The sequence below is a fragment of the Ruegeria sp. E5 genome, from assembly GCF_056534105.1.
Genome location: NZ_JBQFPA010000004.1, coordinates 432,486 through 455,101 on the forward strand (window position 1 = coordinate 432,486; position 22,616 = coordinate 455,101).

23 protein-coding genes, 1 tRNA gene and 1 pseudogene are annotated in these 22,616 nt (G+C 56.7%); 10 read left to right on the forward strand and 15 right to left on the reverse strand.

Annotated elements, in window-relative coordinates; genetic code table 11:
* Window positions 1-40: 40 nt before the first annotated feature.
* On the forward strand, window positions 41-793 hold the full coding sequence (locus tag ACR0BI_RS17005; RefSeq protein ID WP_170396015.1) for a sulfotransferase-like domain-containing protein: 753 nt from the start codon (window positions 41-43) through the stop codon (window positions 791-793).
* On the opposite strand, the gene ACR0BI_RS17010 is transcribed toward ACR0BI_RS17005, so the two are convergent.
* On the reverse strand, window positions 778-2,301 hold the full coding sequence (locus ACR0BI_RS17010; RefSeq protein WP_480563025.1) for a trimethylamine methyltransferase family protein: 1,524 nt from the start codon (window positions 2,299-2,301) through the stop codon (window positions 778-780). The genes ACR0BI_RS17005 and ACR0BI_RS17010 overlap by 16 nt on opposite strands.
* Before the next feature lie 112 nt (window positions 2,302-2,413).
* Here ACR0BI_RS17010 and ACR0BI_RS17015 point away from each other — a divergent pair.
* Together ACR0BI_RS17015 and ACR0BI_RS17020 are read left to right on the forward strand one after the other, a co-directional pair.
* Window positions 2,414-2,578 (forward strand): annotated as a pseudogene (locus ACR0BI_RS17015) (helix-turn-helix domain-containing protein); the annotation flags it as partial.
* A 60-nt stretch (window positions 2,579-2,638) separates the two neighbouring features.
* On the forward strand, window positions 2,639-3,367 hold the full coding sequence (locus tag ACR0BI_RS17020) for a substrate-binding domain-containing protein (RefSeq protein ID WP_255612158.1): 729 nt from the start codon (window positions 2,639-2,641) through the stop codon (window positions 3,365-3,367).
* A gap of 229 nt (window positions 3,368-3,596) precedes the next feature.
* On the opposite strand, the gene ACR0BI_RS17025 is transcribed toward ACR0BI_RS17020, so the two are convergent.
* The gene (locus ACR0BI_RS17025) at window positions 3,597-4,481 is read right to left on the reverse strand and encodes a hypothetical protein (RefSeq protein WP_223117601.1); all 885 of its coding nucleotides are present in this window, start codon (window positions 4,479-4,481) and stop codon (window positions 3,597-3,599) included.
* 447 nt (window positions 4,482-4,928) lie between these two features.
* On the reverse strand, window positions 4,929-5,873 hold the full coding sequence (locus tag ACR0BI_RS17030) for an alpha/beta hydrolase (RefSeq protein WP_480563024.1): 945 nt from the start codon (window positions 5,871-5,873) through the stop codon (window positions 4,929-4,931).
* A 119-nt stretch (window positions 5,874-5,992) separates the two neighbouring features.
* On the opposite strand from ACR0BI_RS17030, the gene ACR0BI_RS17035 reads away from it, so the two are divergent.
* Window positions 5,993-6,583, forward strand: a complete 591-nt coding sequence (locus ACR0BI_RS17035; protein ID WP_223117602.1) for a TetR/AcrR family transcriptional regulator — start codon at window positions 5,993-5,995, stop codon at window positions 6,581-6,583.
* Window positions 6,584-7,168: 585 nt separating this feature from the next.
* Here the strand turns inward: ACR0BI_RS17035 and ACR0BI_RS17040 are convergent.
* The gene (locus tag ACR0BI_RS17040; RefSeq protein ID WP_480563023.1) at window positions 7,169-7,441 is read right to left on the reverse strand and encodes a tyrosine-type recombinase/integrase; all 273 of its coding nucleotides are present in this window, start codon (window positions 7,439-7,441) and stop codon (window positions 7,169-7,171) included.
* Window positions 7,442-7,609: 168 nt separating this feature from the next.
* Window positions 7,610-7,685: transfer RNA gene (locus ACR0BI_RS17045), tRNA-Val, on the reverse strand.
* A 408-nt stretch (window positions 7,686-8,093) separates the two neighbouring features.
* Here ACR0BI_RS17045 and modA point away from each other — a divergent pair.
* The 3 genes from modA to modC are packed head-to-tail and all read left to right on the forward strand — an operon-like array spanning window position 8,094 to window position 10,643.
* Window positions 8,094-8,858: a molybdate ABC transporter substrate-binding protein gene (gene modA / locus ACR0BI_RS17050; RefSeq protein WP_480563022.1), complete on the forward strand. Its 765-nt coding sequence runs from the start codon at window positions 8,094-8,096 to the stop codon at window positions 8,856-8,858.
* Between the two features lie 4 nt (window positions 8,859-8,862).
* Entirely contained in the window at window positions 8,863-9,555 is a 693-nt protein-coding gene (gene modB / locus ACR0BI_RS17055; protein WP_480563021.1) for a molybdate ABC transporter permease subunit, read from the forward strand.
* Window positions 9,552-10,643, forward strand: coding sequence for a molybdenum ABC transporter ATP-binding protein (modC, locus tag ACR0BI_RS17060; RefSeq protein ID WP_170613009.1), 1,092 nt, complete (start codon window positions 9,552-9,554; stop codon window positions 10,641-10,643). Before modB ends, modC begins: the two co-directional genes overlap by 4 nt.
* 3 nt (window positions 10,644-10,646) lie before the next feature.
* Here the strand turns inward: modC and ACR0BI_RS17065 are convergent, their stop codons facing one another.
* Together ACR0BI_RS17065 and ACR0BI_RS17070 are read right to left on the reverse strand one after the other, a co-directional pair.
* Window positions 10,647-11,570 (reverse strand): Hint domain-containing protein, encoded by a 924-nt coding sequence (locus ACR0BI_RS17065; protein WP_480563020.1) that lies wholly within the window; start codon window positions 11,568-11,570, stop codon window positions 10,647-10,649.
* Entirely contained in the window at window positions 11,567-12,079 is a 513-nt protein-coding gene (locus ACR0BI_RS17070) for a toxin-activating lysine-acyltransferase (RefSeq protein ID WP_170408881.1), read from the reverse strand. Before ACR0BI_RS17070 ends, ACR0BI_RS17065 begins: the two co-directional genes overlap by 4 nt.
* On the opposite strand from ACR0BI_RS17070, the gene ACR0BI_RS17075 reads away from it, so the two are divergent.
* Window positions 12,067-12,684, forward strand: coding sequence for a hypothetical protein (locus ACR0BI_RS17075; protein ID WP_480563019.1), 618 nt, complete (start codon window positions 12,067-12,069; stop codon window positions 12,682-12,684). The genes ACR0BI_RS17070 and ACR0BI_RS17075 overlap by 13 nt on opposite strands.
* Window positions 12,685-12,687: 3 nt before the next feature.
* On the opposite strand, the gene hemF is transcribed toward ACR0BI_RS17075, so the two are convergent.
* Genes hemF through clpS form a run of 4 tightly spaced genes read right to left on the reverse strand, consistent with a single transcriptional unit; the run spans window position 12,688 to window position 15,729 of the window.
* Complete coding sequence (gene hemF / locus ACR0BI_RS17080) at window positions 12,688-13,572, reverse strand: oxygen-dependent coproporphyrinogen oxidase (protein ID WP_480563018.1); 885 nt, start codon at window positions 13,570-13,572, stop codon at window positions 12,688-12,690.
* Window positions 13,573-13,577: 5 nt separating this feature from the next.
* Complete coding sequence (locus ACR0BI_RS17085) at window positions 13,578-14,378, reverse strand: SDR family NAD(P)-dependent oxidoreductase (protein ID WP_170408883.1); 801 nt, start codon at window positions 14,376-14,378, stop codon at window positions 13,578-13,580.
* A 37-nt stretch (window positions 14,379-14,415) separates the two neighbouring features.
* Entirely contained in the window at window positions 14,416-15,378 is a 963-nt protein-coding gene (locus tag ACR0BI_RS17090) for a class I SAM-dependent methyltransferase (protein WP_480563017.1), read from the reverse strand.
* Between the two features lie 9 nt (window positions 15,379-15,387).
* Entirely contained in the window at window positions 15,388-15,729 is a 342-nt protein-coding gene (gene clpS, locus ACR0BI_RS17095) for an ATP-dependent Clp protease adapter ClpS (protein ID WP_170396046.1), read from the reverse strand.
* A 94-nt stretch (window positions 15,730-15,823) separates the two neighbouring features.
* Here clpS and ACR0BI_RS17100 point away from each other — a divergent pair, with 94 nt between their 5' ends.
* Both ACR0BI_RS17100 and ACR0BI_RS17105 read left to right on the forward strand, forming a co-directional pair.
* Window positions 15,824-16,525, forward strand: coding sequence for an HAD family hydrolase (locus tag ACR0BI_RS17100; RefSeq protein WP_480563016.1), 702 nt, complete (start codon window positions 15,824-15,826; stop codon window positions 16,523-16,525).
* Window positions 16,526-16,806: 281 nt separating this feature from the next.
* Window positions 16,807-18,177 carry a D-alanyl-D-alanine carboxypeptidase family protein gene (locus ACR0BI_RS17105; protein ID WP_170396050.1) on the forward strand — a complete coding sequence of 457 codons (1,371 nt, stop codon included), beginning with the start codon at window positions 16,807-16,809 and terminating at the stop codon, window positions 18,175-18,177.
* Between the two features lie 66 nt (window positions 18,178-18,243).
* Here the strand turns inward: ACR0BI_RS17105 and ACR0BI_RS17110 are convergent, their stop codons facing one another.
* The 4 genes from ACR0BI_RS17110 to ACR0BI_RS17125 all read right to left on the reverse strand — a co-directional run bounded on the left by ACR0BI_RS17110 (window position 18,244) and on the right by ACR0BI_RS17125 (window position 22,137).
* Window positions 18,244-19,491, reverse strand: coding sequence for a hypothetical protein (locus tag ACR0BI_RS17110; protein WP_480563015.1), 1,248 nt, complete (start codon window positions 19,489-19,491; stop codon window positions 18,244-18,246).
* A gap of 130 nt (window positions 19,492-19,621) precedes the next feature.
* Window positions 19,622-20,383 carry a 5-oxoprolinase subunit PxpA gene (locus tag ACR0BI_RS17115; protein ID WP_170647064.1) on the reverse strand — a complete coding sequence of 254 codons (762 nt, stop codon included), beginning with the start codon at window positions 20,381-20,383 and terminating at the stop codon, window positions 19,622-19,624.
* A gap of 12 nt (window positions 20,384-20,395) precedes the next feature.
* Window positions 20,396-21,391 carry a 5-oxoprolinase subunit C family protein gene (locus ACR0BI_RS17120; protein WP_480563014.1) on the reverse strand — a complete coding sequence of 332 codons (996 nt, stop codon included), beginning with the start codon at window positions 21,389-21,391 and terminating at the stop codon, window positions 20,396-20,398.
* The gene (locus tag ACR0BI_RS17125) at window positions 21,388-22,137 is read right to left on the reverse strand and encodes a 5-oxoprolinase subunit B family protein (RefSeq protein WP_480563013.1); all 750 of its coding nucleotides are present in this window, start codon (window positions 22,135-22,137) and stop codon (window positions 21,388-21,390) included. Before ACR0BI_RS17125 ends, ACR0BI_RS17120 begins: the two co-directional genes overlap by 4 nt.
* Between the last annotated feature and the right edge of the window lie 479 nt (window positions 22,138-22,616).

Here is a 22,616-nt window from a genome sequence, read left to right on the forward strand (position 1 = left end):
CCTGTTGACGCAAGCTTTTCAGCACCACTAGGCTAACCACATGACTATACATGCTTTGTGGTGCCACCCACGCTCGGTTTCGACGGCGTTTGAACGGATCATGCGCGAGCGTGGTGATCTGTCGGTCCTGCACGAACCGTTCATGTACCACCACTACCTTACGACCAAGGATCGGCTTTTTCCGGGTTTCACTCCGGAACCGGGACATCCGGTGACCTACGATGAAATCCGCGCCATGATCCGCAAGACCGCGCAGGGTGGTCTGGTTTTCTTCAAGGACATGGCGTACTACGTCGCCGACAGACTGCCCCGCGATGCAGGGTTTGCGGGCGAAATGACCCACGCCTTTTTGGTGCGCAATCCCATCGAAGCCGCGCTTTCCTACGCAAAGCGCGATCCTGAGTTTACGCAGTTGGAGTTGGGGCATGAGGCGCAATGCAGGCTTTACAGCGCGTTGACCGAGCTGGGCCATAGCCCGTTGGTGATTACTGCAGATCAGTTGCGCAATGATCCGCAGACCACGTTGCGCCGCTACTGGGCACATGTGGGGCTTACGTTTCTGGACCATGCGTTCACGTGGAACGATGCTGTGCCGGATGGATGGGGTTCGGTTCAAAGCTGGCATACCGAAGTGCTGCAAAGCGGGGCGATCAAGGCGCCTGAAGCGGTCGACTTCCAAGCAGAGCTTCACCAGCTCGGAGAACCCTATACCGACATAGCTGCGCATCACGTACCGTTCTACGAGCGGATGTGTGAGATTGCAGAAAGCCAGGCCCATCAGAAGTATTCCTGATCTGGTTTTTCGGCTTTGCGGGCGGCGATGTAGTCCTTGAGAGCTGCATCAATGTCTCGGTCGAGGCCAGGGTCCTCATACCCTGCTAGTCGTTCCTTCCAAATGACGTTGGCCCGCACGGCCGCATCCTGTTCACCTGCCGCGTGCCATTGCTCGAACGAGTTATCGTCGGGTGTCCACGGGCGAAAGAGCGCAGTCATGAAGTTGGCTCGCGTATGTTCAGACCCAAGGAAATGTTGCCCCGGCCCTGTTGTGGCAATAGCCTCCATCGCCTGAGCATTTTCGCTCATATCGATCCCGTCAAAAAAGCGTCCGATCTTGCCGCACAGATCATGATCAATCACGGTTTTTTCGAACGAGGTCACCAACCCCCCTTCGAGCCAGCCGGTCGCATGGTTGATCAAGTTGGCACCGGCAAACATCGACATCATCAGACCCCACGCGGCCTCTTGCTGGCTTTGTGCATCGGACAGTTTGGACGAACTTAGTGTGCCAACAGTGTGCAGGGGCACCCCGAGCCTGCGCGCAAGTTGCCCCGCGGCGAGAACCATCAACCCGGCCTCAGGTGTGCCAAAAGTTGGCGCGCCGGATTTCATCGACATGGTCGAGGCGAAGCTGCCCATCAGACAAGGCGCGCCGGGGTTCACCAGTTGGGTTAACGTCATTGTCGCCATGGATTCGGCCAGCACTTGCGCAAGCGTGCCGGCCACGGTTGCGGGTGACATCGCCCCAGTCAGCACCCAGGGCGTGCAGGCGACGGGCTGGCCCGCGCGGGCATAGGTTTTCAGCGCGCCAGACATATGGCTGTCCATCACCAAAGGCGCATTGGTGTTAGACACGCAGTATAACGCGGGCTTCTCTGAGATGTCGCCAAAAACAATGCGCGCCATGTCAATTGCATGACCTGCCCGTTCAGCGCCGATAAAGGCCCCCATAAACGCGCGGTCAGAGTGGCGGATATGAGCGTAGAGCATATCCAGATGGCGCTTGTTGGCGGGCAGATCAACAGGTTCACAAACCACACCGCCCGAATGATGCAGCCATGGCAGCGTGTGGTGTAGCTTTACCAGATTGTTGAAGTCTTCATGGCTCGCATAACGCCGGCCGCGATCCAGATCATGCACAAAAGGCGGACCCCAGGACGGGCACAAAACCGTCGCATCGCCGCCAAGCTGGACAGTGTTTTTGGGGTTGCGGGCATGCTGTATGAACTGGCTTGGCGCGGTTGCCATGATGGTCCGGCGGCAAAAGCCGGGCGCGAACCGTACCCGTGTGCCGTCTACATCGCACCCTGCATCCGCAAAAATCAGGAGGATCTCAGGATCGTCTTGAAATTCCATACCCGTCTCAGAAAGGATGGTGTCGGCATTTGCCTCAATCTGCTCAAGCCCGGCATCGCTGAGGACACCGAAGGTTGAAAGCTTGCGCAAAATGAATGGCGCACGCGCGTCGTTCGGTGAGCGTTGCTTTGCCGTTTTTTTGCGGCGAGAGGTGCGTATGCGAGACATGTGATAACGATGCCGCAGCGATTGACCAAACCCAAGAAAATCTAAATAGTATTAGAAATTCTTATACTAAGGATGAGCCGTGCTTGATCGCTATAAAATGTCACCCAGTCTTATGCGCTCGCTTGAGGTGTTCCTTGCGGTAGCAGAAACAGGTCAAATGCGGGCTGGAGCGAGCCTGCTGAGTCTGTCACAACCCGCCGCATCTCAGCACATTTCCGCGTTGGAAAAGGCGTTCGGCACGACGCTACTGGACCGCAGCACGCGACCCGCAAAACTGACATACGCTGGTGCACGACTGCACGGCAAAGCGCAAAAGATACTTGATGCTTTGTCGGATATGGAAACCGAGTTGCGCCATGTCGGTGGCCAGTCCCTGACGCTGCTAAGGGTGGGCATTCAAGCCTCCGTTGCAACAACCCTTACACCGCCATTGATCGATCTTGCGCAAAAGATGTTCAACGTCGAAGATATCACATTGCACGCCGGGCAAAGCGGTAACCATGAGCATCTCTTGCGCACCAAGCAGGCGGACCTGGCAATTACATCAAACCCTTTTTTGGACATGGACGGGCTAGAACGGCATCACATTTTGACCGAAAAATACCTCTTGGTTCTTCCTGAAGCATACAACGGACCAACTGAAAGCCTGGAAGCAATCCAGACAAGGCTGCCTCTTGTACGTTTCGGGGATACGACCAATGCAGGACGCCAGATTGCCCAACACCTGCGACGACTGCGCTTCGAGCCTGACAAAGTCATACAGGCAGATCGCTCCAGCATGGTGACTTCCTGCGTTTCGACAGGACAGGGTTTTAGCCTTTTGACCCCGACGCTGTTGATCGATGGTCTCGTTGAAAACATGGCTTTGCGATTGCAAGAATTGCCTGTTTCGGGTTTGTCGCGCACGTTGACGGTCGTTGCGAGGAAAGAGGAGTTGCAAGGCTTGCCAGCGGCCGTAGCGGAGTTGTGCAAACAAAGGCTAGCAGAGCGAATAACTCTCCACATGGGTAATATCGGAGTTAACAGTGTGGAGCTCGAGCGGTCTAGTAGCTCAGTCTATAGTTGAATAGCGGTTGGCTAAATCGCCTGACTTCCAGACAAAATAACAGAAGCAGACATTCCGTCCGCAAAGTTGGAGATGGGGTTGTCCGAATTGCGGTCGTTTTCGGCGACTTGCTTGTACGTCCACTTTGCGGACAATTGCTGCCATTCGCTGTTTTGGACCCAGCAGGAGCGAAGGCCCAAACCGGACCAAGATGCGCGTGAACGGCGTAAGCCGACCTACACAGGGCTCATTAGGGGCCGCCTGATGTTTCTGCGTATTCGTTAAGCACGTCCCAGACAATTTCTTGCATCCATGCCGCCTGCACCTTGTCCGGCCCGCCCTGCGTCAGCATCGTTGGCGGCAAGCCACGCGGATCGCCGTCGTAGATCACCGCGAAATGTGCCAGTGCGATGAGATAGTTACCCATCTTGTTGGGGTGAATGCTATCTGAAAAAAGGTCGTGAATATCATTGAGCCCCGGGGCTGTGCCTGATGCAATTTCGTCATAAGCGCGAGCCATAATCAGAGGGCCAGGGATCATGTCCATTTCAGGCATCCCATCGGGCCGGTTTGCGTTGACGTGATCAAGAATGCTTTGCCACCGCACCATCTCCAGCGGCAGTCGTTCGCGAAATGTCAAATGACCTTCAGGGTCGTTGTGGCGATTTTCAAAACCCGAACCGCTTTCGATATCGACCCAGCTTGCATAGAGCACAGACCGAGCGCCATCACCATTCGCGCCATGCTCCCACGCATGGCTCGCCCAATGCAAAGCCCAGTGTTTGCTGTCATGATGGTCCATTGTGTTTGTCAGTGCGACACGTTCGGTGATTGCTAGAACGTCGTAACGGGCCATCACCTCAGGCTGACGGATATCCGGGTTACTCGCATTTTCCCATCGCCACTCCATCGGACTGCCCGGAATTGTAGCCTTGTCCAGTTTGCCGCCACGCATACTGGTTACACGTACCATGATCTCAAGCGGACCGATGACGCCATCGGTGAGGCTATGACCTGATTGTACGACGCGTAGCGCCGGTAGCCGCTCAGAGGCCGCAGCGCCAATCCCGAACGCCATACTTGCAAAGCTTGCCAGCACTAGTGCCTTGACCCGGTTGCTTCGATGTAAATTCATGTCAATCCTGAAAGGTTATTCCTAGGAGTGTACAAAATATAAGGCTGTGTGCACAAACGCGTTAGGCTCTGAGCGCATCACAAGTGAGAGTCTTGAGGGTTTTCGGATCAAAATCATGCGGCCTGACTGCGTGAGTGCGCGGGCTCAAATTGGCCATTTCTGACAACTTTCGAAATGTGTAAAGTTGGCCTAGTTTTTGCTGTCCCTGCTTAGGTGCATCTAGCTAACCAAGGTTGGCTTGAAGAGTATAGCAGCTGCCAAAACACTGCGACTAGCCGACGTAGGCTCATTTCGCTGCGAAAGACCGCTTTTCTGCCTTTAACAGACAATGCTGCGTCTTAGCCTGATGTCTGCTTTGAGCCCTAAGCGGCCATTGCAGAACCTCGATCTAACTTCCGCTTGTCGGCAAGGAGGCAGAGACCACTGTATGACCTCTGCCTCATCACTTCATCTATTGAAGAACTCTGCTACAGCGTCCGTCGACGCCTTTACTGCCTCGGGCTTGTAGTAGAAGTCCACATGAGAGAACTCATCAAACGCCAACTCCTCATGTTCATTCGTCAGCTTCGCGACAAACTGCGTGGAGCACGGCGCTGTAAAGGCCGTGCTGCTGTAGATGGTTAGGGACGGCTGCACGATCTTATCGGCATAAGCCTCTCCAATGGAAATCAGAGACTGCATGCCCTGATCGCCGATATGCATGTTGGTATAGGTCGGAACCGCAACCGGGCCTTTGACTCCATCGCGTCCGTAGTAGTCATAGGATTCTCCGGCCATCGGGTTGACACCCGATCCAACAAATTCTTCTCGGGTTTGCTCATCATTTAGCCCAAATGGTTCGACATAATCCGGCTCGCCGGTTTCATACATCTTCTGCATCGAGGCGTTCGAGGCCGCGATTTGCTGATTGACCATATCGCGGTCGGTCCATTGAAAACCATCAGCCGCCATCATGCCCGACACCATGGCGATCTTCTTGATGCGATGATCGGTCACGGCGGCGGATGCGATGATCGAGCCGCGTTGGCAAACACCCAGACCGTAAATCTCGTCAACGAACGGTAGAGTGCCGAGGTAAGACACGGCGTCCCAGGTGTTTTCGATCAGCCGGAACATGTAGCGGGATTGCTTGTACTCTCCGGGCAGCGCAGGGGACGAGCCCATGCCGAGGTAATCGAAACCGAGGTAGATGAAACCCCGCGCGGCCATTTCCGGCCCGTAAGTAGCCGGGATCTGATCTTTGACCTGCGGGAACGGGCTGGCCCCCACGATGGCCTTGTAGGTCTTGGTCTCATCAAAGCCTTCGGGCAGGTAGAGATCGCCCGCCAAATCCACGCCAAAGGATTTGAAGGTGACTTCGTTTTTGCCCGCTGTGAGATTTTGAGTTGTCATGGTCTTGGTCCTTTCGGGATCAGGTAGCATTGCGCCTTGCTAAAGTAAATCGTTGAGTTTACTTATGGTGAGGCAAGTGTTTTTGTAAACACTTCTTTTTACTTTTTGAGGTAGAAATCTTGAAACGTACTGAAAAAAAACGAAAAGATATCATCGATGCGGCCATCGATGAGTTCAAAGAGCAGGGGTTTCTGGGGGCAAAGACCACTTCAATCGCCAAAAAAGCGAACGTATCGAGTCGCACGCTCTACAATCACTTCGAGAGCAAGGAGGCTCTCTTTGAGGCGATCTCACAGATCATGCTGGAGCAGAACCGGAGCATGGAGCCAGTGCCTTATGATCCGGATCGAGAATTCGTTGAGCAACTGAAGAACGCCTTGTGGCGCTACATTGGGGTGATCACCGATGAGACCGCCATCGGATTGAACCGGATGGTCATCTCAGAATTGATCCGTGACCTTGACCGTTCCCGGCAATTCTTCACTGAAACAGCAACACATGATTACCCAATAACGAGGCTGATCAGCGAAGCCATGGATGCAGGCGTGATCCGAAAGGCTGATCCGGTTCTTGCGACCAACCAACTTCTGGCGCTTGTAAAAAACTTCTTCTTCTGGCCAGAGTTCTTCCTTGGCGAGAACCCAACGCCGAAAGACGTACTGGACGATTGTGTCGCGATGTTCCTAAAGCACTACAAAGCGGACGTTTAAACGGCCATCACGAAGAGCAGGAAAGTCCGCAGGACTGACGTTCGGCATAAGCTAAGGGAATATCGGCTTTGCCTTCTTCCTTGAATACTCGATAACGGTGCGGGTTGAGCAAATTCGCAACCAGCCTTGTGCAAAGAAGACAGATTCTAGCCCGCACGGGCGAGCCTTACGCCCCGCCCTTTGCTAGGATGTCCCGCTTCCAAAGAGGTTGCAGGTTGCTGTAACCGCAAAGTTCGATGAGGTGCTCCAAAGACCGAGCAGCCGAAAGAGGGGTAATGTGGTCGACCTCGCATTGACCATACCGATCCCATGTCATGCCATCCAAAAACTGGAAGTCTATGTGCCGTGTTAATGTGTCCTTGGAGCAGCCAACCGAATTGGTCGGTTTCGCTCAACCCTTTGGAACTTGTCCCGACCGATATAGCGCCGACCTAAACATTCGGTACGACGGAACGGTTGCCCGACATCTCCGATCCCGCTCTACTGTTTTTTCGGCATTAAACTGCACGCATTGGCGATTGCTGACGTACCGTTCGAGCTAGCGCATCTGGAGACTGCGACCACCCTACATTGTATCAAGGCGATCTAAGCAAGTTCTACGGCGGCCAGCTTTGCCATGATGTCATCGGTCTGTAGGTGGGTATAACGCATCAACATCCGCAAATCCCGATGCCCGCTGATCATTTGGACCTGCGCCAGCGACGATCCACTTTCCATAAAGCGTGACACCGCCTCGTGCCGAAGATCATGAAATGTCAGGTCAACCACACCTGCCCCTTGCCTGAGACGTTCAAAGACTAATCGCACAGAGTTACCAGACAGGGGCAAACACCGGTCGTCTCTGCTTGGCAGGTCCATCAATACGGATATGGCATTTGGGCTGAGGCTGTTTTACGATTGTTGCCATGGCCCATATCTCCTGTGTTGGAGACATCTTTTCCGTTTAAGTGCGGCGGACACAGTTTCCCGAGCAGCACAGCAGCAAGTGTTTTTCGCGTAAGACCTTGATCCATTGTGGGGAAAGGATGGTGGGTGATGAGAGACTCGAACTCCCGACATCTTCGGTGTAAACGAAGCGCTCTACCAACTGAGCTAATCACCCGTGAGGGCTCATGTAGCTAAGCCCGTGCGTGGGTGCAAGAGGGTATGGCACAATTTCTTTTGCAAAATTGCGCAAGGTTTCAGATCAGCGTTTAGGCAACTGGGCGCGGTTACCAATCGAGCAAACTCGTGTGTCATATCGTGGTTGAATAGCGAAATGCGAATATCGCTGTTCAGACGAGGCGGATCAGACACGTTGTTTAGCGATTGAGCGCTCTACCTCGGGAGTTTTCGGTTTTAGAGAAGCGTGACAGCATATTGATCTTGGGTTGGGCGATTCTCGTTTTCCACCGAATTCTGAGTTCAATATGGGCCGTAGCTTTGGTTGTAAGGCCAAAGGGCCTTGCCTGCCACGTGTTGCCTCCGATATGCCCAGAGGGATTGCAACCCTCTGATCCGGAGGCAAAGAATGACGGGCGCCTGTCGCTGTCTGATCGCAGCTTTGGCCTTCTGCGCGATACTCGCTGCCCCGGTTCGGGCCGAGGGCGTGCTGGTTTTTGCCGCCGCCAGCCTCAAGACCGCACTGGACGTGATTGCCAGAAGTTATGAGGCTGAGACCGGGCAAGAGGTGACGGTGTCTTACGCGGCCTCCTCGGTGCTGGCACGGCAGATACAAGCGGGGGCGCCCGCCGATCTGTTCATTTCCGCCAACGAGGATTGGATGGACGTGCTGCAGGATCAGGGCCTGATCGATACCGCTTCACGTATTGAGTTGCTGGGTAACGGGCTGGTTTTGGTTGGTGCGCCGGGGGCTGAAACGGCCGAGATAGAGGCGGGGTTTGACCTGAGCACCCGTCTAGGCAGTGGGTATCTGGCCATGGCTTTGGTCGATGCGGTGCCTGCGGGCATCTATGGCAAGGCCGCGTTACAGGGTCTGGGACTTTGGGGCGATGTTCGGGACCAGATCGCCCAGACGGACAATGTACGCGCCGCGCTGGCGCTGGTTGCGACGGGGGCGGCGCCTTTGGGCATTGTCTATCGCTCGGACGCTGTGGCTGATGAGCGGGTCGGTGTCATCGGTGTCATCCCGGCAGATATCCACCCGAAAATTGTGTATCCAGCAGCCCTGACTTCTACTGCAGAACCTACGGCGCACGCGCTTTTGACCTATTTGCAAGGCAATTCCGCACGGGCCGAATTTGTGAGGCAGGGGTTCTCCCTGCCCGAAGGATAATACGATGGGATGGTTGGGCCCGGCAGAGATGGAGGCATTGCGCCTGTCGCTGCGCGTATCGTTCTGGGCAACGCTGATCACGTTGCCCTTTGGGATTTTCATTGCCTATGCGCTTGCGCGCTGGCGGTTTCCGGGGCGCCAGTTGCTGAATGGTCTGGTTCACCTGCCTCTGATACTGCCGCCGGTGGTAACCGGCTATCTGCTGCTGCTGACCTTTGGGATTCAGGGGCCGTTGGGCGCGCCTTTGGCCGAGCTTGGGATCGTTTTTGCATTCCGATGGACTGGCGCTGCGCTGGCTGCCGGGATCATGGCTTTTCCGCTGATGGTGCGCGCGATCCGGCTGTCGATCGAGGTGGTAGACCCAAAACTGGAACAGGCAGGCGCCACTTTGGGGGCCTCGCGTCTGCTGGTCTTTGGAACGGTGACGCTGCCGATGATCCTGCCTGGGGTCATTGCGGGCGCGATTCTGGCGTTTGCCAAGGCGATGGGAGAGTTCGGGGCCACGATTACCTTTGTTTCGAACATACCCGGTCAGACGCAGACGCTGCCCTCGGCAGTCTATGCGTTTTTGCAGGTTCCAGGGGGTGAGGCGGCGGCGACGCGGCTGGTGATCATCTCGATCATCATCGCCATGGGCGCGCTTTTGCTGTCAGAATATGTGGGCCGTCGTGTGGCCAAACGCGTGGCCGGATCATGAGCCTGTCCGTCCGCCTGCAACACCAGCTGCCCGGGATGAAGCTGGACCTCGATTTCGACGCACCTTCCGGTGTAACGGTTCTGTTTGGGCGTTCTGGTTCGGGAAAGACGACGGTAGTGAATGCAGTCGCTGGGCTACTGAGACCCGAGGCCGGGCGGGTCGCGGTCGGCGATTGGGTGTTGTTCGACACGGGTCGTGGGGCATGGCTGCCGCCGCATCGGCGGCGTCTGGGCTATATCTTTCAGGAAGGCCGTCTGTTCCCGCATATGACCGTGCGCCAGAACCTGAATTATGGTCGCTGGTTTGCACCGCGCGGGGCACGACGCGAAAACCCGGACCGGGTGATCGAGATGTTGGGTGTTGGCCATTTGCTGGACCGCCGCCCAGCGATGCTATCGGGGGGTGAGAAACAGCGCGTCGCCATTGGCCGCGCCCTGCTGGCCAGCCCGCGACTGATTCTGGCGGATGAACCTTTGGCCGCGCTCGACGACGCGCGAAAGGCCGAAATCCTGCCCTATTTCGAACGGTTGCGGGACGAGGTATCAGTCCCGATACTCTATGTGACCCATTCGGCGGCCGAGGTTGCCCGGCTTGCAACGTCCGTGGTTGCGCTGCAGGACGGGCGTGTCGTGCGGCATGGTCCCGCGTCCGATGTTCTGTCGGACCCATCTGTGGCCCCTGCAGGCGTGCGCGCGGTGGGGGCCGTTTTGCGGGTCCGTGTTACGGCGCATCACGACGATGGCCTGTCCGAACTTGATGCCGGCGGCGCACGTCTTTACCTGCCTCGGATTGCCCATCAAATCGGCGAAGAGCTGCGTATTCGTATTCCGGCGCAAGAGGTGATCCTGTCCAATAAACCACCCGAGGGCCTTTCAGCCTTGAATGTGTTGTCGGGGCAGGTCGAGGCGATCCGGGCAGGCGAGGGGCCCGGTGCAATCGTGTCGGTCAAAACAACTGCGGGTGTTGTGCTGGCGCGCGTGACCCGACGCTCGGTCGCGGCGCTGGGTTTGCAGCAGGGCAGTACATGCTATGCGGTGATCAAGACCGTCGCGCTGGCTCCGCAGGATGTCGGGGGGCGGGTTGTCTAGGACCTAGGCAAGCGCACGCGCCTCATGTTCGCGCAGGATCAGCCGCGCAGCAAGGCCGAAGCCGATATGTTCGTCCGAGGCGCGCTCGGGGAATATCTCGGCGAGTTCCTGCAGCGCGTCAGAAGACAGCGTGTGGAGTGTTTCTTCACCCAGAAACAGGCTTTCGGCCTGAGCCCCTTCGGCAATTAAAATCTCGTGCCTGTCCAGCAGGATATGCAGGTATTCGACCGGCTCATCACCGGTATCAATATCTATTCCCGGCCACGAGCACAGATGTTTGGCGGCGACCAACACTTCGGGCGCGCCGAACAGCATCTCGACCTTGGGGCCACGGATCAGGAGGCGATGCTGTTGAGACACCAGCAAATCGCGGGATGGAACACCGGTTCCCAGACTGCCTGCGGTCACACGCACCGGGCGCATCGCAGGATTTGCGCGCAACCGCTCGGGCGACATGGTGCTGCTTTCGATCCAGCGGATCGGCTGTATTCCGTGATCGGCAGTTAACACGTCGTCATCCACGCGCAGGGTCTCAATGGCGCGCTGGCCTTCCGCCGTTTCAATCAGAGTGCCTGCGGTAAAGCAAACGCCTTCGATAGTGATATCAATGATCTGGGTCTGGGTTCCACTGAAGGTGAAGAAACCATTGGCGAAATTGGCGGTGACCGTCACCTCGAACGAGTCCAATTGGATTTCTCCGTCATCGAGGCTATCGAAGAAGGCCGGGTCGACGGTATAGGTCCACGTACCGTTCGCATCGATTGAGGCGGTGCCGAAATCCGGTTGATCGGAGATTGCCCAGGTGGCCCCGGTGAAGGTCCCGAAATCCGATGTTGCGGTGACATCGAGGTCACCCGAGGCGACATTCGGAGGAAAGCCGGTCACGTCGCCCGTGATATCGCCCGATATGGTTACAACCGAAGTCATCCGTTTTCCTGCTCGAGCGTTCTGGCAAATTCGGCATCGCGGTAAAGGCGCATATGCACCTGTTGCTGGTCATCGCGTGTCCATTCGACGATACGTTTTGTGGATAGGTCGCTGCTGAGACGATTGGTGCGCACGCGTGGGTGCGGGATGTCCCGTTTCAGCATGTCGACGATCTGACGAGTTTGGCCGAAGGGTGCCACCATATCGATGATCCAGAAGGATGAGCCACTGGCGAAATCGACATCTCTCAGCGGCTCTTCCTTCACCGCATAGCGATATTCGGCTTCAGGGCTGAGACCGGCAAATGTCACGAATCCGCGCGGAAAGCCGTTTTGGCGGAAGATGTGATACTGGCCCAATCTCAGCGGCGTTTCGAACGCATAGAGAACCTGCGCCAAACTGCGGTTACGATGCGTTTTGGTCAGGGCAGCCAGATAAAATAACGCACCGAAGTCGGCGTATTTTTCACCGGAAAGATCGAACCAGTCTTTGGGAAATGACTTTTCCACGGGCCACTCTGGAAACTGCTGATGCAGAGATCATAGCGCACCACATATTCAAAGAAAGAATTTTCACTCAAGCTGATGTGTTACGGGTTGAGTTAGACCTGAGGCCCGGTTTGACTATATTGATTCGTATAGGCTGGTTGGTCCCACGTCGTCTCAGCCGTGATCGCGTTTTTCATAGGGTGTTTTATATGCGTTTTCTTACATGCCTCTCTTTGACAGCCATCATACTGGCCCCCACCATTGCGCAGTCTCAGGGCGTTGGTTTTGGCTATAAACTAAGACCGCAGTTCAGAACCCAGATCACGCCGCTTAAGGATGGAACCTACGAAGTGAAGCCTGTCGGTGGATCCTCGGCCGCGGTCACCTATTGGTGTGGAATTGGTGATTATGCAGTTCGCACTTTGGGAGTTTCAAACTCGCAGCGGATTTATGTTTTCAAAGCTTACGAGAAAGGTGTTCGCACAGTGCAGTTTTCGCTAACTCCACCGCCCGGCGCGGATACCAATCCGGGATATTCTTTGACCGTCAACAGGGTGGGTGAGAACCTTTCCGCCGCTTCGGCGCAAAACTACTGCTTTGATAATTCCATCGATATGGGGTTTTAGCGGTCAGACCCACTTGGCCAAGGGCGGCAGACTCATCAGAACAGCATCGGGGTCGTGCCCGGTTTCCAGACCAAACTTGGTGCCCCGGTCATAGACCAGATTGTATTCGGCATAGAGCCCACGATGCACCAGCTGGGTGTTTTTGTCCGCGTCGTCAAAGCTTTGCACCCGGCGTTTTTCGACCAGAGGCAGAAAGGCGGGCAGGAAGGCGCGACCGATGTCCTGCGTCAGCGCAAAATCCGCCTGCCAGTCGCCGGTGCAATAGTCATCCATGAAGATCCCGCCGACACCCCGAGCGCGCTTTCGGTGGGGGATATAAAAATACTCGTCAGCCCAATCTTTGAGGCGCGGGTAGTGGCCGGGTCCGTGCGGGTCGAGATGCGCTTTTTGGGTGGCGTGGAAATGGGCGGTGTCGTCGTCATATTCGATGCAGGGATTCAGGTCGGAGCCGCCGCCGAACCACCAGGCGTGCGGGGTCCAGAACATCCGGGTGTTCATATGGACCGCAGGCACATGCGGGTTCTGCATATGGGCCACAAGGCTGATGCCCGAAGCCCAGAACCGAGGGTCGTCCTTCATCCCCGGAATACCCTTGCGCGCGGCCATCGCGTTTTGCGCGCGCTCACCCAGCGTACCAAAGACGGTTGAGACATTGACGCCCACCTTCTCGAACACGCGGCCCCCGCGCATCACCGACATCAGCCCGCCGCCCGCGTCGGAGCCATCGTCAGACTGCCGTTTAGTTTCTTTGACTTCGAACCTTCCCGGCTGAGAATCCGAGAAGGGGCCTGAGGTGTGGCTATCTTCCAACGCTTCTAAGGCGGTTACGATGTCATCTCGCAACTGGCGGAACCAGGCAGAGGCGGTGGCTTTTTCTTTATCGAACATTGGGATCAGTGGGCCGGGGCTGCGACAGGGTCCAGCAGGGTGCGGCCTCCGTCAATGGTTAGAATTTGGCCTGTCATGAAGCCCGCAGCGTCCGACGCGAGAAATTGCGCGGTTTCGACCAGTTCGTTCGGAGCGGCAATCCGGGAAAGCGGAGTATGTTTTTCGATGTCGTCCCGGAAATCTCGGTTTTCTTTCAGCGTTGACTGCAATGAAGCGCTCATGACCGATCCTAGTGCGATGGAGTTTACGCGAATGCGGCTGGGCGCAAGTGCAACCGCCAACGAACGGGTCATCTGATCCAGCGCAGCGGTCGAAACGGAATAGGCCATCAGATCGGGATGGGTGCGGCGTGCGGCAATCGAGGACAGGTTTATGATCGACCCGGCAGGGTTCTCATCGTCTCCATCAGCCTGTTTGATAAATCGCTTAGCCACTAGTTGGCTCAGTCGCAGCGCGGGCATCAGGTTCTGGTTCAGCAATGTGCGCACGGAATCGTCATCGGTGTCCAGCGGGTCCGACGGGATCACCTGCCGCGCACCATTGATCAGGATATCAACCTGATCAAACGCATCCAGCGTGGCCGAAAGCAGATTGGCGATGGTCAACTTTTCACGCAGGTCACCGGCGAAATAACGGATGTTGCTGTCATCCGCCTGTTCGCCCAGCTCATCGGACAGGCGCTTTTCATCCATATCGGCGAACATGACATTGGCGCCTGCATCGGCAAAGTGCCGTCCGATGGCCAGTCCGATGCCGTTGGCACCCCCGGTGACGATTGCGGTCTTGCCCGCGATGGAAAAGGACATGCGAATCCTCCTGAGTTCTGGCGAAGGTTAGCGGGCCTCAGCCCCGAGGGCGAGAGGCATGGAAAACCTTGAAGCGGTTGTCTCCTGCCACTTCGTCAACACGGGCGAAAGCCTCGGCCAGCGTGGCCTCGTAAGGAAGGTGGCGATTTGCAACCATCCAGAGTTGACCGTTGCGGGTGAGGTTGCATGCAGCACTGGTGATAAAGCCCTGGCCCAATGTCGGGTCGGCGCTGCGCGAAGTATGAAAGGGCGGATTCATGATCACCATGTCCAGCGGCTCGGGCGTGCTCCATTTGGTGGCGTCGGCCCAGTGGAACTGCGCACGGGGGTCGGTGACGTTGGCGCGGGCGCAAGTAAGGGCGGTGTGTTCGGCCTCAACCAGATGCAGGCTGCGCAAGGTGTCGTCGATCAGCCTTGCGGACAGAAAGCCCCAACCTGCACCCAGATCAGCGATGCGCGTGCCGCGCTTGGTTGGCAGAGACTTCAGCAGCAGGGCCGAGGCAGGATCGATACCATCGGCGGAAAACACACCGGGCGCGGTATGGAAGCCGTCAACCATTTGGTTTTCAGGCGCAGCCCAGTCGGCAAAGGCGTCCGCATCAGACTGAAACCAGAAAATCTTGCCATGTGCCTTCGAGATTGGGCCCTCGATCGCGACCCGCTTGCGGATGTCTTTCAGCAAACTGTCGACGCCATCGGTTTTGGCCCCGTCTACCACGATGACCCCGCTGGCGCGGCTGCAGGCCTGATGGATCAGCGCCCGGGCCAGCGCCTTGGCGCGCGGTAGAAACACGACCGCATCCTGGCAAGGCGCGTCACTATTGGGCGTTGCGACAAAGCCCTGCGTGGCAAAGTGATCGTGGAATGGTTTGAACGGTTGCACCATCTGCGCCTCGCGCGGAAGGTCCGACAAATCGTGGTCCGGGGTGGGCGCCAAGACAGTCAGCGGTTGCGACAGGCTGAGCCCGCTGTTCAGGGCTAGATCAAGGCGAGAGGACATGGCCGTGCGTTATTCTTCGCGTTCCATGGTGCATTGCAGCGGGTGCTGATGCCTGCGCGCAAAATCCATGACTTGCCCGACCTTGGTCTCGGCAATCTCATGGCTGAACACGCCAACCACGGCGACACCTTTCTTGTGGACGGTCAGCATTATTTCAAACGCTTGCGCATGGGTCATGCCGAAGAACCGTTCCAGCACATGCACTACGAACTCCATCGGTGTATAATCGTCATTCAGCAACAGCACCTTATACAGCGGCGGCCGCTTGGTCTTGGGGCGCGTTTGCACCAGGACCGACGTGTCGTCGTCTTCGTCGTCCTTTTCAGACATGATCCACTGGTGTTTGCGCATTGCTGTAAGAGAATCTCGATTAACACTACGAATTGTTTCCCGGCTTATATAACGTCACGGTGGCCAGAGAAAAGAGCAACCGGACGGAAATGCGATGCGGGACAAGCTGACAACAATCGGGTTCGATGCAGACGATACCCTTTGGCATAACGAGCGTTTCTTCCAGCTGACTCAGGCATATTTTGCCGAATTGCTGGCCGATCACGCCGATCACGATCACCTGATGGAACGTCTACTTGCCGCCGAAAAGCGCAACATCCAGCACTATGGGTATGGCATCAAGGGCTTTACCCTGTCGATGATCGAGACAGCGATTGAGGTGACGGAAGATCGCGTACCGGCGCGCGTCATCCGCCAACTTGTTGAAGCGGGGCAGGAGATGCTGGCACAACCCATCGAACTGCTCCCCCATGCGCGCGAGGCCATCGAGGCGGTGGCCGAGACGCATAAGGTTCTGCTGATCACCAAGGGCGACCTGATCGACCAGGAGCGTAAGCTGGCGCAATCCGGATTGGGTGAGCTGTTCGATGGCGTCGAGATCGTGAGCGAAAAAACGGCGGCGACCTATGCGATGATTTTTGACCAGTACGGTGATGGCCCCGACGCTTCGATGATGATCGGAAACTCGATGCGTTCTGACGTGGTGGCCCCAATCGAAGCCGGGTGCTGGGGCGTGCATGTCCCGCACGGGTTGGTATGGGAGGTCGAGCAGGCCGAGGTCCCAACTTCCAACCCACGGTTCCGCGAGTTGAAGGATTTGGGTGATCTTTCAGCTTTGATTGATCAGATTTCCTGACCTGTTGCCGTTTGACATCAGTCACAAAAAATTCGATGACACGGCTTGCCTGAAATTCGGCACAATCGCCGGTATGGTGTTCGGGCGCGCATGAAACACCATATGTAGCGTGAATCTGATCGTGTATATGATCCACTCAAACGCAGCTTTCAGTTTCTTTAAACCCGTCCCTGTGTTAGCCTAAAGAATATCAAAATAAAAATTGCTGACCGGGAAAACCCGGCGGCGCGAGGCAGACAGAGGCAAAGATCGTGCAGATTCGGCGGACAGTTCCGGCCCGAATGGGCTTATTACTTATAGCATTTCTGTGGCTGCTTTCATTTGCACCACTTCAGGGCATGGCGGCCCCTTACGCGGCCATGGTGATCGACGCACGCACCGGAGAAGTGCTGCATTCCCGCAATGCCGACACGCGGTTGCATCCGGCATCTCTGACCAAGATGATGACGCTGTATATTGCGTTTGAGGCCGTGCGGAATGGTGAGATCACGTTGGACACTCAGGTGCGCATCACCAAGGCGGCAGCGGCTGAGCCGCCCTCGAAGCTGGGTTTGCGCACTGGGCAGCGAATCGCGTTTCGCTATCTGATCCGGGCGGCGGCGGTGAAATCCGCCAACGACGCGGCAACCGCGATCGGCATCGCCCTCAGCGGGTCCGAGGCGGCGTTTGCTCGTCGCATGACCCGCACCGCCAAGGCGATGGGGATGAGCCGGACCACCTTCAAGAATGCCCATGGTCTGACCGAGTCGGGGCATTTGTCGACCGCGCGGGATATGACCACGCTGGGCCGTCACCTGCTGTACGATTACCCGCAGTACTACAACTTGTTCTCGCGCCAATCGACGAATGCCGGGATCAAGACTGTACCGAACACCAACCGCCGCCTTTTGGCAGCCTATCGGGGCGCCGATGGGATCAAGACCGGCTATACCCGCGCTGCAGGGTTTAATCTGGTTGCTTCGGCCAAGCGCAAAGATGAACGTATCATCGCGACCGTCTTCGGTGGCAAATCAGGTGCATCGCGCAACGCCCGGGTGGCCGAGCTTTTGGATATGGGTTTCCGCCGTGCCCCCTCGCGTGCGCCAATCCGTAAGCCCGCCCGCCCGGCCTATGCAGGGAATGCAGGTCTGGGTAGTGCACAAGTGGTCGCCCAAGCGGGCCCGCCGAAAAAGAGCCTGCGCCCGGTGTTGCGCCCGGTGGCGAGCGAAACGGTTCAGGTCGCGGGGTCGGTCGCCGCAACGGCTGAAAAAGACAACACCCGGATTCAGGACGGTATCGCTGCTGCGATTGCAGCAGCAGACATAGCACCGTCGGATGGCGCCAAGCCTTCCGAAAACGTGGTGCTGGCCTCGGTCGAACCGGCCAAACAACCCGAGCCTGAACCCGAAGTTGTGACCCGCTTGTCCACTTCCGGCGGTCACCTTTGGGGCGTCAATGTTGGCCGCTACACCACACGGTATGAGGCCGAGAAGGTTCTGTTGAAAACTGCGCTGTCGGAAATGACCACTTTGGAAGGCACTTTGCGTAAGGTGAACCAAAGCTCGCGTGGGTTTGACGCGACATTTCAGGGTATGACCCGCGAACAGGCTGATCTGGCCTGTCGTCGGTTACAGGCGCGCAATGTCACGTGTTTCATGATCGGGCCGTCATAAGACCCGGCATTCTCTCCTGGATGGGCCTGGGCTGCGATGACCTCGCAGCCCATTTTTTATGGTAAATCAATCGAAGACGTGGCCGTGCTTGTACTGTTCATCTTGCCCGGCCGCCGCAGTTAAGGCTGCAACGTTATCCTTGGTGAAGAAACCGTCGTAGTGATGACAACGTTCGATGTATTCGGTGATCAGCAGCGTGTGTTTCGAGTGCTTTGAGAAGATCTGTTTCAGGTTCGGATCATCTTTGCATTCCCCGACCACATGGGCCAGGAACGGAACGCCCTTGTCTTTAAGAGTGTTGACCACGAAATCGACATTTTTCTCACCCGCGCCATGGTCGCCGTCCTGGATTTCAACCGCCATGTGGTGCAAGCGTCGTCCGAAATTACGCACGAAATCCTCGGTTGGCATCGGCAATTGCTCGAAAGAGTTCACGAATGAAGGCGTGTTGTTTGCAGTAAAGACTTTGGCAGGGGATTTCTTGTCGTCATCCACATTGGCATTGCGATTCACATTGGTCGACGAGTTCATGTCGAAGATGTTGTACGCCCCCCAGAAGTAATAAGGCACCATGGTCAGAAATTCGAGGATTGCGTCCTCACGTTCCCCGGCCAGAATGCGTGTCGCCAGATGGTCGATCCCCAGCATCAGTGGTGAGATATTGCTTTCGGTCCCAAAAGCGGCGGCCTGATCCAGCTTGACCTGTTCCGCATCACTCAACAGCACACGGTCACCCAGTCCCAGACTGTCTGTGTCGTTGAAATCCAGCGTGGAATAGCCGACGCGATTGCACGTGAAATCCGATGGCGTCGTAAAGCGGTATCCTTCCAGCGTGTAGAACGGATTTTCGGTGTCCCCAGAATATTCGAACCGAATATTCTGATCCTCCAGCGTTCCAGTCAGCGCCTTCAGGTCGGTGGCACCGTAAATCTCACCTACATATCGCGTCTGCGGCTTACCGCGCGCCAGCGGGTACATACGATTGATACGCGGGATGAAATCCTCGAATGTCGGGCTGAGCGGAGCCATCAGGATCAGCGCCGGATAATCGGCATGTGAATGCATCACCGAGAACTTGTGTGTCTGTCCCAAATAGCTGGCGGTGTGGCGATAGGGGGTCATCACATAAAGCTCGACCAGCGTGTCAAACAGCGCATCTGTCTCGACCTGAATGACAATGGCCCGCATCGCACCGATCTGATCAGCAATGCCCGAGCTGACGCGGCGCTCGTAAATCCTGGGAAGATATTCGGTGAAGAAGTCCGAGTTCTTCTTGTCGCCCCTTGGCTGGTAGGACATCAGATCAAAAGACATAGGCTAACCTCCTTGCGGCGCGTTGCTTGGATTTGTGGTAGTCAGATCATGCACTTGCCATGCATGCTAGGCGCTAAGGCCTGCATGGGCAACAGTTTGGAGATGGGGTGCCAAAGTTACGTTGTTGTAACTAACGGATGAATTTTGTGACCTCGACTCCGCCCGCGATCAGGTTCTCGCGCACCGAGTGCGCGATCTGAACTGCCGTCGGGCCATCACCATGCAGGCAGATCGTATCGATTGAGGTCTCAAGGCGTTTGCCGGATTCGGTGATGATGGCACCTTCCTTCACCATTTCCAGAATACGTGGTCCGGCCAGTGCAGGGTCGTGGATCACGGCTCCCGGCAGTGACCGATCCACCAAGGTGCCATCGTCATTATAGGCACGGTCGGCAAAAATCTCGCCTACCCATTTGCAGCCCAGCTCGCGCACCGCTTCTTCTTGTTTGGTGACCGCCAGCACCATGATGATGATGTCCGGGTCCAAGTCCAATGCACCCTGATAACAGGCCCGCGCCATATCGATATCGACCGAACACATGTTGGCCAGCGCCCCGTGCAATTTCAGATGCCGTACTTCGGTGCCCAACGCCTTGGCCATACCGATTGCCGATCCAAGCTGATAACGCACCAGATTGCGCAAACTGTCATGGGGCACTTTCATGTTTCGACGCCCGAATCCCTGCAGGTCAGGAAAACCGGGATGCGCACCGATGCCCACACCGTTCTGGGCTGCCAGAGCCATGGTCTTGGCCATCACATCCGGGTCACCCGCATGAAAGCCACAGGCGATATTGGCTGATGTGATGATCTTCAGAAGGCTTTCATCGTCACCCATCTTCCACGGGCCAAAGCTTTCGCCCATATCGGCATTCAGATCGACGCTCGGCATCGCAATAACTCCTTATTCGGTGGCAGAGATCATTCCGCTGATCAGTTGGTAGGACAGGAGGTCCGGGATGTCATGCGGATCGCGGACCAATGGTTCAACACGGGCGGGCAGGCGGGCAAGGTCGGCCTTAAATGCGGCTTGCAGCGCGATGGCTTGTTCCAGTGTTACGAATTCGAAGCGCACCTCGCCTCCCGCCGGGGTCTGTGCAGCGCGGGGCAGATCACAGGGCAGAACGGTTGCGATGCGCGGGTAACCTCCGGTGGTCTGGCACTCGGGCAGTAGGATGAAGGGCGCACCGGTGCCGGTCATCTGTATATCGCCGGGAGTTATGACTTCGGACAGTATGTTCAACTGACCCTTTGCCGCGAAGCCGTTACCGTCGCTATCCAGCTGCATGCCCATCCGGTTGGCTCGGGCACCGCGGCGGAATTTCGTTTGCGTAAACCGTGCCAGCGTCTCGTCATCGAACAGTGCGGTTTGAAAGCTGGCCACAACCCGCAACGTCCCACCCGAAAACCGATCCTCCGAACGCAGTTTCAGGCCGGTCTTGCCGGTTTCCGTCGCTGGCAGGTGATCACCCGCTTGAACAGCGCGCCCGATCCTTGCGGTCAGATGGGCCGCGCGTGAGCCCAGCGTCATGTCGGTCCCGATCCCGCCACCCAGATTCAGATACCCGTAACTGCCCTGCAGCACCGACCCGACTACCAGCCGCTGCCCAGCCTCCATCTGATGCGAGGCATTCCACAAGACGGGGCTGCCATCGATACTGGCCTGCATCGGTGCGCCGGTCAGCGCGATGGCGGTTGGTGCGGTTGCCTCAAACTCACCACCCATCCCCGCCATTTCGAGGGCGGCGCTCGTTGGGGTGTTACCAAGCAACGCGGCCCCTTCATAAAGCGCCGCTATATCTGCGGCACCCGAACACGACAGGCCTTGATCCAGATACCCGGTGCGCCCTTGATCCTGAACCGTGCAAGCTGGGCCGATGCGGTGGACGATCAGCGTCATGTCGCGATCTCCTCGCAACTCGCACCACCAGAGCCATCAGTGCAGGTTGTACGGATATCCTCAAGCTCTTCGCGCGTGACTGAGATGAACTGCATCTCATCACCGGGGTTGAGGGCAAAACTTCGCCCCATGTCCGGACGAAAGCAACGAAACGCGGTTTGTCCAACATGACGCCATCCGGTTGGGGTTGGCCCCGAGAACAGGACAAATTGAGAAATTGCCAAAACCAACGCCCCTTCAGGCACCATCGGCGTCAGCTCTTTCAGGCGTGGAATGTTGAATTCGGGTCCGAGTGGCCCGAGATAAGGTTGGCCCGGCGCAAATCCGATGGTTAAAACCCGCACACGCGATTGGCTGAGACGATCAATGGCGTCCGCTGGTGACAACCCTGCTGCCAATGCCGCGTCTTCTAGCTGTGGCGCAAGATCGGAACCGTAGACCGTCGGCACTTTCCAGAATCGTCGCCCCGCAGGCAAAGGTGCAGCGTACCAATCGCGACTGACCAGCATAGCCCGCAGCAACTCTTCGATGTCATGATGCGACAGGCTTAATGGATCAAACCTTATAAATGCAGATGCCAGCGAGGCCGAAGTCTCAAGCACGCCATCAATCTGCTGCGCCTCGACTGCGCCCCGAAACGCCAGGGCGGCGCGGTTCGACGGCTCGGACATGGTTTGCGCAAAGGTCACCAACAGACCGTCAAACCCAACGGTTCGCAGCAAGGGAAACTTAATGTCATTCGTCATATCAAGGTCACAGGCGTATCGGGTTTGCTTTGAAAAGACCTGAGCCTATCCATAGACAATGCGCAAGGCCCTGTAAGGCCAACTTGCATTGCGCCTGGCGGCGCCGATATCGGGTGCGATTCCGGGATTGGAAATGAATCGCTGATTGCCGTCGAGTCGGTATGGTCTTGTGGGTGACTGTAGTGTTCTCACTATATGTTGGGTTTGAACCAACAAGCACTGAAACCTAGGCGGTATATCTGGTGTGCTTGAAGGATGATTTTCGCCGATTTCTATGAGGTGAGTGCCGCTTAACTTTTTGAAACTATTGCTTAAAAAATGAATTTGAAGTTTTTTGCGATATTCTTGAATTTTCCACTTGCGCGTTGAATGCGTAAGGCATAGAACGCCCTTCACCGGCGCTGCTGAGGTGCTGGGACGCGGTGGAAGCTGCGGAGACGCTCGGGAGAGACTGGGGGCATCTGAGGTTTTTGATTGGG